The 14,922-nt window shown below is 52.8% G+C and carries 12 protein-coding genes; 9 read left to right on the top strand and 3 right to left on the bottom strand.

Annotated features, from left to right (window positions below):
• Positions 1–80: 80 nt before the first annotated feature.
• Together ACT3UM_RS09230 and ACT3UM_RS09225 are read right to left on the bottom strand one after the other, a co-directional pair.
• Positions 81–650 (bottom strand): DUF1415 domain-containing protein, encoded by a 570-nt coding sequence (locus tag ACT3UM_RS09230; RefSeq protein WP_498898116.1) that lies wholly within the window; start codon positions 648–650, stop codon positions 81–83.
• A 103-nt stretch (positions 651–753) separates the two neighbouring features.
• Positions 754–1,440 carry a GntR family transcriptional regulator gene (locus ACT3UM_RS09225; protein WP_498898114.1) on the bottom strand — a complete coding sequence of 229 codons (687 nt, stop codon included), beginning with the start codon at positions 1,438–1,440 and terminating at the stop codon, positions 754–756.
• A 178-nt stretch (positions 1,441–1,618) separates the two neighbouring features.
• Between ACT3UM_RS09225 and ACT3UM_RS09220 the strand changes: the two genes are divergently transcribed.
• The 9 genes from ACT3UM_RS09220 to ACT3UM_RS09180 all read left to right on the top strand — a co-directional run bounded on the left by ACT3UM_RS09220 (position 1,619) and on the right by ACT3UM_RS09180 (position 12,742).
• Complete coding sequence (locus tag ACT3UM_RS09220; protein ID WP_498898112.1) at positions 1,619–2,188, top strand: chromate transporter; 570 nt, start codon at positions 1,619–1,621, stop codon at positions 2,186–2,188.
• The gene (locus tag ACT3UM_RS09215) at positions 2,185–2,715 is read left to right on the top strand and encodes a chromate transporter (RefSeq protein WP_498898110.1); all 531 of its coding nucleotides are present in this window, start codon (positions 2,185–2,187) and stop codon (positions 2,713–2,715) included. The genes ACT3UM_RS09220 and ACT3UM_RS09215 overlap by 4 nt, the downstream gene beginning before the upstream one ends.
• A gap of 124 nt (positions 2,716–2,839) precedes the next feature.
• The gene (locus ACT3UM_RS09210; RefSeq protein WP_498898108.1) at positions 2,840–3,820 is read left to right on the top strand and encodes a Bug family tripartite tricarboxylate transporter substrate binding protein; all 981 of its coding nucleotides are present in this window, start codon (positions 2,840–2,842) and stop codon (positions 3,818–3,820) included.
• A 72-nt stretch (positions 3,821–3,892) separates the two neighbouring features.
• A complete protein-coding gene (locus ACT3UM_RS09205; RefSeq protein WP_498898106.1) occupies positions 3,893–4,363 on the top strand; it encodes a tripartite tricarboxylate transporter TctB family protein in 471 nt (156 codons plus the stop codon).
• Positions 4,364–4,378: 15 nt separating this feature from the next.
• Complete coding sequence (locus ACT3UM_RS09200; RefSeq protein ID WP_498898104.1) at positions 4,379–5,893, top strand: tripartite tricarboxylate transporter permease; 1,515 nt, start codon at positions 4,379–4,381, stop codon at positions 5,891–5,893.
• A gap of 47 nt (positions 5,894–5,940) precedes the next feature.
• Positions 5,941–7,548: a gamma-glutamyltransferase family protein gene (locus ACT3UM_RS09195; protein WP_498898102.1), complete on the top strand. Its 1,608-nt coding sequence runs from the start codon at positions 5,941–5,943 to the stop codon at positions 7,546–7,548.
• A gap of 144 nt (positions 7,549–7,692) precedes the next feature.
• Entirely contained in the window at positions 7,693–9,537 is a 1,845-nt protein-coding gene (locus tag ACT3UM_RS09190) for an ABC transporter ATP-binding protein (RefSeq protein WP_498898100.1), read from the top strand.
• Between the two features lie 165 nt (positions 9,538–9,702).
• The gene (locus ACT3UM_RS09185) at positions 9,703–11,379 is read left to right on the top strand and encodes a methyl-accepting chemotaxis protein (RefSeq protein ID WP_498898097.1); all 1,677 of its coding nucleotides are present in this window, start codon (positions 9,703–9,705) and stop codon (positions 11,377–11,379) included.
• Positions 11,380–11,509: 130 nt separating this feature from the next.
• The gene (locus tag ACT3UM_RS09180) at positions 11,510–12,742 is read left to right on the top strand and encodes an EAL domain-containing response regulator (RefSeq protein WP_498898095.1); all 1,233 of its coding nucleotides are present in this window, start codon (positions 11,510–11,512) and stop codon (positions 12,740–12,742) included.
• Here ACT3UM_RS09180 and ACT3UM_RS09175 read toward each other — a convergent pair.
• Positions 12,667–14,907: an ATP-binding protein gene (locus ACT3UM_RS09175; RefSeq protein WP_498898093.1), complete on the bottom strand. Its 2,241-nt coding sequence runs from the start codon at positions 14,905–14,907 to the stop codon at positions 12,667–12,669. The two genes, ACT3UM_RS09180 and ACT3UM_RS09175, sit on opposite strands and share 76 nt — an antisense overlap.
• Positions 14,908–14,922: the final 15 nt, after the last annotated feature.

The following is a 14,922-nucleotide window of genomic DNA, read 5'->3' as shown; positions in this document are numbered from 1 at the left end:
CTCGGCTGGCCCTTTTGCCATTGAGGCTTGCAGTATGTTGCCAAAGCTAAAGGCAAGTATCAGCTCGATCTTCCATCACCCTAGCTACCCGCGTCAAAACAGTGCTGCAACTGCTGCTCAGCGGCTTCGCTGCCCATCGCCGTTAACTTAGCAATATTGCGCTTAGGGATAGCGTCGGTATCGCCGTAAAACTCAATCGCTTTTTCGACACTCTCTTCGCGTAGCAGATGCACCATGGCGTAGGGGGAGCGGTTGGTATAGTTAGCGGCGTCATCGGGCTCAGCCCCATCGAAGCAGTAGTCAGGATGAAAAGTGGCGAGCTGATAGACCCCTTCGTACCCTTGGTCGACAAGAAGGCTTTCAGCTAGCTCAACAAAATCCAGGTAGTGATCAAAGCTTTTGAACAGCGTTGGGAATACCAGCAGCGTGGTTTCTGTTTCTGGGTGCTCGTCCAGCCACTGCACCTCGACCATTAACTCCTCAAGCGCCACTTCGATTTTCTTGGAGCGCACTACCTCAACACGGACGGCATCGCGCGCGAGCTCCCGCTGAGCGAACGGGCAAATATCATGCGCCACAATGAAGGTGCGCACCCAGTGCAGGGTTTGCGCCGTTACTTGTTTATCTGCGTGTTGGTTATCTGCGTGCATAGCACCCTCTTTGCTCCATTAGATCGGCGATAGCCGACAGACCGTGGACAGCAGTTTATCAACTGTTAACAGCGAATGTTTGTGACTCATGTTGGTTTACGCACTATACGTGCTCTTGGTAACGCTTCAGGGCGACTTCGTAAGATTTATGAATATGGTCATCCATTAATTCGCGCGCCGCTTTAGCATCACGCTGCAGCGCCAGCTCCACGAGTTGATGATGCTGTTCATCCAGTTCCTGGCGAATCGTCGGCATTTTTGGCCCCAGACGCCGGTAGCGGTCAAACTGATCATGCAATTGCTCAATAAAGCGTAGTAGCCAGACCGACCCACACGGCGCTACCAACGTACGGTGAAACTGGGTATGCAGATGCTCCCACTCCTCGCCTTTATCCAAGGTAATATCGGCCCGCTTCAGGCGATGCGCGGCGGCCAACAAATCGGCCTCCCAAAGCGAGTCGCCGTTAGCGATAGCCCGCTCGAGCGCCATTCCCTCCATTTCCAAGCGCATTTGGGCAATATCGTCCAGCTCATCCCTGGACAGCTTCGGCACCCGAAAGCCACGCTGGTTCTCCTGCACCAGCAATCCATAAGCCGCCAGTTTATTGAGCGCTTCACGTAACGGGCTTAAACCGACCTGGTAGCGATCTTTAAGCGCATTGATCGCGAGCTTTTCGCCGGCAACAAAACGCCCGCCGACTAAATCTTTGCGCAAATTATCAAATACACGGCTTGATGCTGTCCCGGCTAGCCCAGCGGGCCCTGCTGACTTAGGTAAAGAGTTATTCATGACGATGTCCTTTATGCATCTCAGCTCCTGCTGTCCATTCCATATTCACTGTTGACGTCGGATCGAGCACTACCTATATTCTATTTTAGACAAGATAATCGATTTTTTAATCTACAAACGATAAATAAGGCTCGGGTATGTTTTTAATCTCCTCATCGGCTGTACGGGATATGCGTCCATGAAACCACCCGCCGTTACCTGGCAACTGTTCTGGGCCTTCTTCCGTATCGGCATTTTTGGTTTCGGCGGTGGCCCGGCCATGATTCCTTTAGTGCGCGCCGAAGTCGTTACCCGCCACCACTGGCTAACCGATGAAGAGTTTGCCGACGTGCTGGCAATTGGCAATACCCTACCGGGTCCCATTGCCACCAAAATGCCCGGCTATATTGGCTACCGTGTAGGCGGTGTCATCGGCTGTATCGCCGCCGTTATTGCCATCATAGTGCCGATGATCGTGGCGATGATTGTTATGTTAGGCATTTTCAGCCGCTACCGCGATGTGGCATGGATTCGCGGCATGGGCCAGGCGGTAGTACCTGTCGTTATGGTCATGATGGCGCAGCTAACCTGGGACTTTTTCGATAAATCCAAGGCCGCCCTTGGCTGGCTGGTCAGTATTGCCATGGCCATGATAGCCGCCGGGCTAATCTACTGGCTCGGCATTCACCCAGGTTGGGTGATTGGCGCCATTCTCGTTGCCGCCCTGCTACGCCCTAACGGTAAGAAAAAAGCGGAGGGGACAGCATGATTTACTGGGATCTCTTTTTAGCGTTTTTTATTCCTAACATCATTGGTTACGGCGGCGGCCCAGCCATTATCCCACTGATTGAGGCGGAAGTGGTGGGCCGTTATGGCTGGATGACGTCTCAGGCCTTCGCGGAAACATTAGCCTTAGGCAATGCGCTACCCAGCCCCATCGCCACCAAAATGGCGGGCTATGTGGGCTATGAAGTAGCGGGGGCTGGTGGCGCTTTCATCGCCGTAGCCGCTACTGTTATCCCCACATTGCTCTTGATGCTAGGCGCACTGGGGCTGCTGTACCGCCACCGTGACTCACCTCGCGTTAAGCGCATGAGCCAGTGGGTTCGCCCAGTTATCGCCATGATGATGGCTTGGCTGACCTTGGGGTTTCTGCTCGAAAGCCTCGACAGCAGCGGTGCTATCCACACGCTGATTATTGGTGTAGTGGCGGCTATTGCACTGATTCGCTTCAAAACACATCCCGCCTTTGTGGTCATGGGCGCCCTGGTTTATGGAGCCTTACTTCTCGGCTAACACGCACTTGCAGGTGCTTTTGTAAGACAACAAGAACCCGACAACGGGACCACGCGCTCACAACGGCGCCGCAGTAAAAGCGGCATCCCACAACACCAACCCTAATCTATAAAGGTGTATAAGAATGACGCGTTCAACATTTACTCTAAGCACTACACTAGCGGCCATCGGACTTGCGTCTAGTATGGCGTTCACCACCACGGCTCACGCTGACTATCCTGAGCAGGATATACGCTTGATCATCCCTTACGGCCCGGGGGGAGCAACTGACATACTCTTCCGGCTGATTTCTCAGGAAGCCGAGAAGAACCTTGGAGAGTCCATCGTTCCCGTCAATATGGCAGGCGCAGGGGCAACATTAGGGTCACGTAACGTAAAAGATGCTGATCCCGACGGCTACACGCTGCTTGGCAGCCATGACACCATTGCGCTTTCAAAACTAGCGGGCACCGTCGACTACTCGTTTGATGCCTTCGAACCCATCGCACTGCTCACCCAAACCATCAATATTCCAACCGCCCATGCCAATCATCCGGTGCAGAGCGCCGACGAAATAGCTGACTTTGTTCACGAAAACCCAGGCCAAGTGCGTTTCAGCATGATCCCCAGCTCCACTGACCACTTCTTCTGGGCGCAGTTCTTCCAGGAAACGGGCATCGATATGGCAGATGTACGCTTAGTGGGTTACCCAGATACCGGAGAGCAGGTATCGGCTCTAATGGCGGAGGAGGTTGATTTCGCAATGTTCAACCTTCCCTCGGGCGGCGCGTTCTTTGAGGACGGCACCTTCCGCGCTCTAGGCATCGCTCATCCGGAGCGTCTCGATAGCATGCCGGATGTGGCCACCCTGCGCGAACAAGGCATTGAGATGGATCACTCCACTAGCCGTGGTATTTTTGCTCCCAAAGGCACACCTCAAGAAGTTCTCGACACCATCGCTGATGCATACGAGCAGGCTCTTGAGAATGAAGAGGTACAAAGCCGTATCGAGAATGAATTTGGCTCTGTGGTGAGATTTCTAGCGGGTGATGATTATCAAGCGTTCTTGGATGACAACGAAGCGGCCCTCTCTGCTGCTGCCGAAAACATCGATTTCCAGAACTGAGGACGCATCCCTCTAGCCCTCGTAGCTACTTGGGCTAGCTACTTGGGCTAGAGCCATCCGGAGGCATCGCTAATGCTTACACTAACGAAAGACCGCGCCTTGGCGCTGGTACTGCTCTTGATTGTGGCCGTCATGTGGATGGAATCAGGCAGCATTGCGCCTCCTACCAGTTGGCAGCCCTATGGGTCGGCGCTGTTCCCACGAATTTTATTGGTAGTGATCGGGGGGCTGTCGTTAATGATTTTGGTGCGCTCATTATTAGTAAAAGTGCCTGAGCGTGCGGGCGCAAAACAGCTTCTCACAGATTGGTTTAAGAGCCGACGCACTATAGTCGCGCTATTCCTTCTGTTTGGACTTTATGCCGCGTTGCTCCCCTTAGTGGGTTATATCGCGGCCACGATAGGTTTCTTAGTCACCTCTCTTGCCCTGTTGATGGGCACCAATACACGACGCAAGTGGATCATTAATCTCACTCTCAGTTTCACCCTAACGCTGGTGATTTTTGTGGTTTTCCGCTACGGCCTGAATGTATGGCTGCCTTAACCTGTGGAGTAAATAATGACTAACTTTTTCCTCCAGGCGCTCGCGGAGGTCGGCACGCCATCGGTTTTGGGCCTGATCGTTATCGGAGTGTTGTTTGGGATTATTGGCGGCAGCATTCCTGGTTTCACCGTCACCATGGCCATCCTGGTGGTCTTCCCTTTCACTTTTGCTATGGATCCGGTGAGTGGGGTCTCGTTGATGGTCGGTGTGTTTGTGGGCGGCTACTCAGGCGGAATTGTATCGGGCGTAATGCTCGGCATCCCCGGCACTCCCTCCTCCATCACTACTGTTTATGATGGCTACCCCATGGCGCAGAAAGGCGAGCCTGGCCGTGCACTGGGGATTGGTGTTGCAGCTTCGTTTTTAGGCACCCTGATCAGTGTGGCGGTGCTCGTCTTTTTCGGGCCGCTGATTGCCAGCTTTAGCATGAACTTTCGTCCGTGGGAAATCACCGCACTGATTGTATTCGCCCTAACGCTTGTGGCGGGGCTCTCCAGCGGTGCACTACTCAAAGGCCTGATGGCCGCGGCTTTGGGACTTTTAATCACTACAGTGGGCTATGACCGCAACAGCAATCTGCGCTTTGATTTTGGCCTACCCGCACTGGGTTCAGGGTTTGAAATTCTACCGGTGATGATTGGTATTTTTGCGTTCTCACAGCTACTGGGCAATATCGAAAAGCTAAAAGATGAGAAGAGCGATTCTAAAAAAATCGATACGAATGTAACGATTCCCTACGGCCAAATACTCAAAGATATGGCGGGGCAAAAGCTCAATACGCTGCGTTCTTCTTTAATTGGCAGCTTGGTGGGCGCGCTACCTGGCACGGGTGGCACCGTGGCGAACTTCTTGAGTTACGACCAGGCTAAGAAATTCTCTCGACATCCTGAAGAGTTTGGCACCGGCACCCCGAGTGGCATCGTGGCGTCTGAAGCCTCAAATAGCGCGGTGGCGGGTGGCGCGTTTGTACCCACACTGGCGCTGGGGATACCCGGCGATTTGCCCATGGCGATCATGATGGGCGTACTGATTCTGCATGGCATTACACCGGGGCCAATGATGTTTGAACAAAATCCGGTATTGGTTGGCGCCATTTATGCCAGCCTGCTGATTGGCGCGGTTGTCATGGTACTTTGCAACCTGCTGCTGGTGCGCTGGTTTGCCAAAATATCGCTGATTCCTCAACAGATCCTCGTCCCCGTGGTGCTAATGCTGTGTGCCATTGGCGCCTACGCCTTGAATAACAACCTGTTCGATATCTGGGTGCTATTCATTTTCGGAGTCATCGGCTACCTGCTCTGGAAGGCGGAAGTACCGCTCACCCCGCTGATACTTGGCGTAGTGCTTGGCGACAATCTTGAGCGCCAACTATTCCGGGCCTTAGAGCTTAATGAAAGCTGGTTAACGTTCTTAACTCGGCCTCTCTCTGCGCTTTTCTTAGCATTAGCTGTCGCTTCTATTCTATTTTCGCTCTATCAAGATCGTAAAATTCAGCGCTTAAAGAGCGCCGGCCAGCAAGAGAACATTTGATGCGTAAATAAATTTAGTCAACAACATTCTTCTAATAGGAACCTGTTATGCAACAAGACGCACTCTACTACCCCAGCGCCTCGCGCCGAATGGCAACCTTCGGCAAGCGTGGCATGGTGGCCACCTCACAACCGCTAGCCGCCCAGGTGGGCATTAGCATATTGCAGCAAGGCGGCAATGCGATTGACGCTGCCATTGCTACGGCAGCTGCATTAACCGTGGTTGAACCGACCTCTAATGGAATCGGCAGCGACGCCTTTGCCATTGTCTGGGTCGACGGCAAGCTACATGGCCTCAACGCCAGCGGCCCTGCCCCACAAGCAGCCACTATTGAAGCACTTAAAACACTTGGCCACGACGCTATTCCTAATCACGGCATGCTGCCTGTCACAGTGCCTGGCGCCCCGGCTGCCTGGGCGGCGCTGTCTGAGCGCTTCGGTAAGCTGCCGTTTGCAGCGTTGTTAGCACCTGCGATTGCATTGGCCGATGAGGGCTTCCCGGTATCGCCCGTGATTCATCAAATGTGGAAAGAAGCTTTCAACACCTACTCAGCTTACGACGAGGCTGCCTTCAAACCCTGGTTTGATACTTTCGCCCCCGAAGGACGAGCACCGGAAGCAGGCAATCTATGGCGATCTGAAGGCCATGCAAAAAGCCTAAAAGCGATTGCTGACACCCACGCCAAAGCCTTTTATGAGGGTGAGTTGGCCGAGGCCATTGACGCTTTTTCCAGGGAGCATGGCGGCTTGTTACGCAAAGAAGACCTGGCCGCTTATCAGCCAGAGTGGGTTGACCCGATTAGCGTGCGCTACAAAGGCCACGACATTTGGGAAATCCCACCCAATGGCAGCGGCATGATTGCACTACAAGCATTGGGGATGCTGGAGCACCTGGGCGAAGCGGGAGGCGATCAGGTCGAAATCCTGCACCGTCGTATTGAAGCTACCAAACTGGCCTATGTCGATGGCTTTGCCCACATTACCGATCTCGACGCCATGCGCCCAAGCATTGCGCAGATGCTTGACGGTGAGTACTTAAAATCTCGTGCCTCACTGATCAACGAGCAGGCCGTTGACCCCGTACACGGCAACCCAATCAAGGGGGGCACCGTTTACCTGGCAACCGCAGATGATGAAGGCAATATGGTGTCATTCATTCAAAGCAACTTTAAAGGCTTTGGTTCGGGCATGGTGGTGCCCGGCACTGGCATCAGCCTGCAAAACCGTGGCTGGTCGTTCTCGCTTGATCCGCAGCATCCTAATGCCTTGGCGCCGGGCAAACGCACTTATCACACCATCATTCCAGGCTTTATCACCAAAGATAATCAAGCCGTTGGGCCTTTTGGTGTGATGGGCGGCTATATGCAGCCCCAGGGTCATGTGCAGGTAGTCACGGCCATGCTTGAAGATCAGCTCAACCCTCAGGCAGCGCTCGATATGCCACGCTGGAAGTGGACCAAAGGCAAAACCATTGAAGTCGAAGCCGACTTCCCCAACCACTTAGCCCTGGCGCTGGCCCGCCGCGGCCACGACATCGTCAAAGTTGCTGATTCCATCAGCTTTGGCCGTGGCCAAATCATTCTGCGCAACCCTGATACAGGTGTACTGCAAGGCGGCACCGAGCCACGCACCGATGGGGCAGTATTGCCTTGGTAAGTCGTTTATCTGGCAAGATCCTGCCCCACTAAACCTAATCCGCCGCGTTGCCGTTGAAGGCAACCGGCGGTTGTTATCTAGCTATCCTTACTCAATCCCCGCATCATGGCAGTTCTTTTATGCTAGGTAATCGCCCGTCATTTTATGCCTCCTTCTGACACTACCTCCTCTTCGCCTGTGAGCGGTTTTTTTGGCGTCTTTCGCTACAGTCGCCGGGCCTTGGGCTTGGTCTGGGAAACCTCCCGCTGGATGATGCTGGGCTTAGCGCTGTGTACACTGGTCGCAGGGGTTCTGCCTGCCGTGGCCGCATGGGTGGGTCAGTTAATTGTAGACGGGGTGGTGAGCGCGATGGAGGCTCACCAAGCAGCCACTGACCCCAACCTGCTGGTGTCCATTACGCCAGTGCTAAAACTGGTGGGTATTGAAGCCATTATTATTGCGCTCATCGCCCTGGCCCAACGCGGCCTTTCAGCCCAGCAATCGCTGTTGCGCGCATTACTGGGGCAGAAGGTCAATGTGATGATTCTGGAGAAAGCCGGCCAGCTGTCACTTAGCCAATTTGAAGATTCAGAGCTTTACGACCAACTCACGCGCGCACGCCGTGAAGCGTCTACACGCCCCCTTGCCCTGGTGAATAAAACCTTTGGACTGCTGCAAAACGCTATCTCGCTAGGCAGCTTCGGGGTGCTGCTAGTGCAGTTTTCCCCTTGGGCGCTGCTGATCTTGGTGGCAGGCGCCCTGCCAGTATTTATCTCGGAAGCCAAATTCTCGGGCGATGCCTTTCGGTTGTTTCGCTGGCGCTCACCGCAAACCCGTATGCAGATCTATTTAGAAACGGTGCTGGCACGGGAAGACAGCATTAAGGAGGTCAAGCTGTTTGGCCTTGAAGGGCTATTTCTCAAACGCTACCGAGATATCTTTACCCAGCTATTTGCCGAAGATCGCCGCCTAACCTTGCGCCGGGAGAGCTGGGGGTTTCTGCTCGGTTTGCTGGGTACCTTAACCTTCTACGCCGCTTACGCTTGGGTGGTGATTGAAACGATTGCCGGAGCGCTTACCCTGGGTCAAATGACCATGTACCTAATGGTTTTTAAACAGGGGCAAGCAGCGCTCTCCGCCAGCCTCACCGCCATTAGCGGCATGTACGAGGATAACCTTTATCTGTCCAATTTGTATGAGTATCTGGAACAACCGGTAGAGGGTGAGAAGGGTACGCTAACCCAGGGTGTATTGCCCGGCGACGGGCTACGCTTTGAACATGTTAGCTTCTCCTACCCCGGTGGTGCTGATGTGCTCCACGATATATCGCTTCACCTTTGCCCTGGGCAGAGCCTGGCCTTAGTCGGCGAAAATGGCTCGGGCAAGACTACCCTTATCAAACTGCTAACACGGCTTTATCACCCTACCCAGGGACGGATTCTGCTAGATGGAAGTGACCTGCGCGACTGGAGCACCCAAGCACTACGCGAACGTACCGGGGTGATTTTTCAGGACTTCGTACGCTATCAGCTGCAAGTAGGTGAAAACCTGGGCGTAGGCGACACCCACGCCTTTAACGACGAACAGCGCTGGCAGCGCGCCGCACGTCACGGCATGGCGGATGAGTTTATTACCAATATGGCGAGCGGCTACCAAACCCAGCTAGGCCGCTGGTTTAAAAATGGTCAGGAGCTCTCCGGCGGCCAGTGGCAAAAAATTGCTCTCTCACGGGCTTACATGCGCGAAAATGCCGATATTTTGGTACTAGATGAGCCTACAGCCGCTATGGATGCCGCCGCAGAAGCCGAAATTTTTGCCCGCTTTCGTGAGCATAGCCGCGATAAAATGGCGATATTAATTTCTCACCGCTTCTCTACAGTGCGTAGCGCCGATCTTATTCTTGTTATTGATCAAGGACATATTATTGAACGAGGAACTCACGCAGAACTCCTTGCCACTGCAGGCCGTTATGCGAAACTTTTTCAATTACAGGCGGCGGGATATAAATAGCCACTTAAATATAAATAGTTCTTATTACAATACTAGCCAATTTGTTACACCGCTAATTAAGCCCTGGAACGTGAAAAAAAGTCACAAACATTACAAAGCTGTCGACCCTACTAAGACTTTACAGTTAATGTACTCTCATCGTTTTACACTACCGGAGTGGTACATATGAATCGTCTTCATCAGATAAGAGTTAAGTACGCTCTTGCCTTTATCAGCGTTGCGTTAGCACTACTGGCTATTGTGGTAGCCGATGCGCTGCTCGTTAACATGGTAAAGAGTCGCTTAGACACGTTTATTAAAAATTATATTCCTGCTAGCTCCACCGTACTCAATGCCGATAGAGACCTGTACCAAGCTCGGGTAGCTGAGATCGAGTACCTATTAGCCGACCCAGACACAGAGCGCGCACCGGAGCTAATCGCCGAATTCGAAGAGAATTCGCAACAGGCTTACGATCGCATGCAGCGCTATGCCGAATATATGCAGGACTACCCAGAGTTAACCACGCAACTAGCCAACTTTGAAACGTTATATAGCGATTGGCAACAAGAGGCAACGCGTGTTTTTGAACTGCACCAAAGCGGCAATACCGCAGCAGCATTAACAATGCTATCCGGCTCCTCACTAGATAAATTTAATGCACTACGCGATGTATATGATGTATCAGGAATGAATATTGAGACAGCCATTAATCAAGCAGAAGTGGCGGTGATTGATAGAATCCAAGTGCAGCAAACATCCACTATCATTATCGCTTTAATCATCTTTATCGCGGCGACACTTATTGCACTATTTGGGCCGTTAATGATGTCACGGGCTATACGCCAGATTAGCGGACGCATAAAAGAGATCACCGAAGGTGATGGCGATTTAACCGCCCGTATTAACAGCCAGCGCCGCGATGAAATCGGCGAACTGGCACAGCAGTTCAATGCTTTTATTAAACGCATTGACGATACGCTTCAGTCAGTTAGCAGCAGCACCGTTAGCCTTCAACATGCCTCAAGTGAAATAGCCAAAGGCAGCCAGGAGCTTGCGACTCGCACAGAGCAGGCCGCGGCCAACCTGCAGCAAACTTCTGCGTCGATGGAACAAATCGCGGCAGTGGTGAACAACGCTTCCGACTCTGCCCAACAAGCTGATCAACTAGCACTTTCAACCAAGGAGCTCGCACAACAGGGCTTGCACTCCATGCACAGCGTTGAGCAGACCATGGATACCATTAACGACTCGTCATCTGAAATCAGTAATATCGTCACTCTGATTGATAGCATTGCTTTTCAAACCAATATCCTGGCGCTGAATGCGTCGGTAGAGGCCGCCCGCGCGGGTGAGCATGGCCGAGGCTTTGCGGTAGTTGCCCAAGAGGTACGTATATTAGCCAGCCGCTCCAGTGATGCGTCCAAAAATATCGCCACGCTGATCAATACGTCGCTAAGCCGCACAAAATCCGGCGTCGACCAAGTTAAGCAAACCGGCAACACCATGCAGGAGATGGTAAAAAGCATCGAGCGTGTGGCTGACGTGATTGCTGAAATTAGTGCCGGTGCTAAAGAGCAGAGTGTGGGTATAGGTCAAGTCAACGACGCGGTTAATGAGCTGGATAGCATGACCCAACACAATGCCTCCATGGTTGAAGAGACCAGCGCTGCCGCCGCTGAACTAAGTGATCAAGCGGACCGGTTGAGCACTTTAGTGGGCGCCTTCAAGCTCAGCAATAGCGATGAGCAAGCCCTTTTTGGCAAAATAGCGCCTTCCTCAATGGTTAATAAGCCCTCGACTAAGCCTGCCGCTCCGCGTCGTTTGGTGAGCGCCCAGCCACCCGAGTGGGAGTCCTTCTAAGTATTCTCGGCTTATTTCTCCCTTGGGCTTTAATAAGGCCCAAGGGGCTTAACCACTTGCTGTCAAGGCATGCGCTTTTCTAACCACCGCGCCGCGATAGCCAATAGCAAGGGTCATCAAAGGAGCCTCCATGCTGTCGAATGCGTTAATTATTGATGATGATCCGGATGTTCGACTGCTCGGCAAGACACTGCTCAGTCAACACGGCTATGAGGTACTAACGGCTGGTAGCCTTGGAGAGTTAGTGCGCCAGCCTGCGCTACTCAATGCTGAGCTTATTCTACTTGATTTCGGATTAGGCGAGTTTACGGGCCTAGATATACTCGACTACCTGTACGATTTGCGCATAAAGGCGTCAATCCTATTTATTAGCAGTTGTTCACAAGAAACTGCCGCGCTGGCGGTTACAGCAGGAAAGGCAATGGGTTTTCACATGCTCGGCTTTCTAGCGAAGGCCAAGCTATTCACTGATCTAGCATCATTCCTTGAGCCATTAAAAAAAGCCCCCAAAGCCCCCACGAGCGATGAATTGGCGAGGGCTATCCAGGACAACCAGCTGTTTCTCGCCTATCAGCCCCAAATAGACCTTCAAAATAACCACGTTATCGGGGCCGAAGCACTGGTACGCTGGCAAGACCCCCAACGCGGGGTACTGTACCCCGATAGTTTTATTCCCTTGGCAGAGCAGAGTGACCAGATGGTTTCACTCACCTGGTACGTGATCGAGCTTGCCTTGCAGCAGCAAGCCCAGTGGCAGGCGCAAGGCTGGGACTTGAACATCTCGATTAATATACCGGCAGCCTTTATTCAAGCAGAGGGCGTACTGGAAGCGTTCGATCAGCTTAGCCAACGCCACCATGCGGTGCTTAGCAAGATTACTCTGGAACTCACTGAAACAGCCGGCGTTGAGTGTTTGGGCTATGCAAACTATGTGCTTAAAGCATTGCGGCAACGCGGTTGCCAGCTGGCGTTAGATGATTTTGGCACCGGGCACTCGTCGTTAACTCAGCTCTATCGGTTGCCTTTCAGCGAACTCAAAATTGATCGTAGCTTTGTATCACTGATCGACCAGGACAAAGAAGCACTGGTGATAACAGCGTCGATTATCGACTTAGGCAAACAACTGGGGCTAACCGTGGTCGCTGAAGGTATAGAAACAGCGGCGCAGCACGCTCTTCTCGCTGAAGCGGGGTGTCCAATTGGGCAGGGTTACTTTATCTCTCGCCCGTTAACCGCCGGTGCCTTTAATGCCTGGATGTGTGAACGTTCACTGCCCGATGTGATGACTCAGGAAGAGAGCATGCTTGCCCGGTGCAACGCTTGCTGTGTAGATGTATGCAGCGCCACTAAACGCTCCAGATAAACAGCCAATTCGCTGGACGGGGCGTCTAAAGCCGCTTGCTCCAATTGGCTGGCTTGTTCAGCAATCGCCGCACAGCCGAGCGAAGACGCAGCGCCCTTGAGCGAGTGGGCTTCTTGGCACAAGGCTGGGCGATCCTCTGACTGCCAGTAGGCGTTAAGACGGGCACTACGCTCACCAAACCGCGTTAAAAATGTCGTCAGCAGTGCCTCCAGCGCCCTTGGCTCAAAGGTGCTTTTCAGCTCTTCACAAAGACGCTTATCGAGCACCTGAACGGCGCCGACGGCGTCACCCAGTGATTTGGGGCTATTAGGCGAGTGAACGTGAACGCCATCAGCCGCTAAGATTTCAGCATTAGAGAGATAGCGGCAGATCACCTGATGCAGTTCATCGCGCGTAAAAGGCTTATGAATCATATCGTCCATACCACTTTGCATACAGCGCTCGCGGTGCTCAGGCATCACATTGGCGGTCATCGCCACTATCGGTAACTTAGCCAGTTGATGCACAGCTTCATAATCGCGCCAGCGTTGGGTGGTTTCGGTTCCATCCAGCTTAGGCATCTGCATATCCATTAAGACCAAATCAAAGTTGTCATGATCCACTTTAAGCTGTTCGAGTGCTTCTAAGCCGTTCTCTGCGATAGTCACCTGCTGGCCAAGGCGTTCAAGCATCACCCGTGCTACCGTTTGGTTTAGCGGGTTATCCTCAACCACTAAAATATGGTGCTTAGCGGAGGGGACAAACTGGCTGTCAGCGGCCTGGTAGACCGTCAGTGGTTCGGTTTCCGGAAAGCTGACAGTGAACCAAAACCGACTGCCAAGCCCCTGCTGGCTGTTAACTCCGACCTCCCCGCCCATGGCCTCGACCAACCGCTTACAGATTGCGAGCCCAAGCCCTGTGCCTTCATGACGACGCGCCATAGAGGTATCCACTTGCGAGAAAGCCGAGAACAGCTGTGCTTGATCCGCTTCCGTGATACCACAGCCGGTATCGTGCACCTCAACAAGGATATTATCGTCTCCCAGTGGCTTGACCTGGCATTTAACGAAGCCCTCTTCGGTGAACTTCAACGCATTATTAATTAAGTTCATGATGACTTGACGCAACCGTGCGATGTCGCCCATGACATAGCGTGGCAGAGCAGGATCGATAGCGTAACTGAAGGCGACCTTAGCCTTTGGCTCACGAAGAGCGTAGCTTTCACACAGCTGGTCGATGCATTGGTGGAGATCGAACGGCTGAACATCCATGTCGAGGCGCCCGGACTCAATTTTGGTATAGTCGAGAATATCGTTAATCACTGCACGAAGGCTCTCTGCACTACGCTTAAGCGCCGCCAAATAGGCCTTCGCGCTTGATGTTTTTACCTCTTCGCTTAACAAATCCGCCATACCCACTACACCATTCAACGGGGTACGGATTTCATGACTCATCACAGCCATAAACTCAGATTTTGCGAGACTTGCTTTCTCTGCCTGCTTGGCAGCCTCATTTAGCTCTTGCCCCTTGGCTTCTAGCGCCTGGGCCTTGCGATCGCTTGAGCGACTTTCCAGAATCAGCGCGCGCACCAGCATACCGCCTGATAACATAAGCAGTGAAATCAGCAGTAGCACTAAACCGTATAGGTGCGTCAATATCCGACGCTCATCACTACGCATGCGGGAAACGTGGGCATTGGTTTCGATCAAAATGGTGCCGGTGAGCTGCTGGAGACGGGTTGCCCGCTCCAAGAGGGTAGCGATTAAGGCACTATTTAATCCAACTGAGTCGTCCCAAAGCGGTTCCAGCAGCGCTTCCATGGCTAAGATCAGCGCTTCGGTCTGATGAGTGACCTCCTCAACGCCTTCCAGTTTAGCCACGACGTTGCCGATTTCGCCTTGATAAAAAAGTGATTGTCGACTGAAGAGGATTTCATAACGCAGCAATACATCGTCAACAGTGGCGTTGTCGGATCTTGCTTCAAGCAGCGTTATGCGAAACTCGCGTACCTCTCTATCAAACTGATACCCAGCCCATAGCAGGTTTTCGAGCAGGCGATTCTCCAGTGCATGCTGGCGATTATAAATGACCCCACCGGTGGTCAGCGCGGAAAGAAAAAAAAGGATCGCTGAAAATGTAGCGACCCGAGTACTGCGGGAAAAATAGAACTTAAAAAAGGCCAGCATGGCAATTGTCCCGTT

Origin of the sequence: Halomonas sp. AOP13-D3-9, from assembly GCF_052379125.1 — a bacterium.
Lineage (GTDB): Bacteria > Pseudomonadota > Gammaproteobacteria > Pseudomonadales > Halomonadaceae > Vreelandella.
This window is presented reverse-complemented; position numbering and strand designations above follow the sequence as displayed.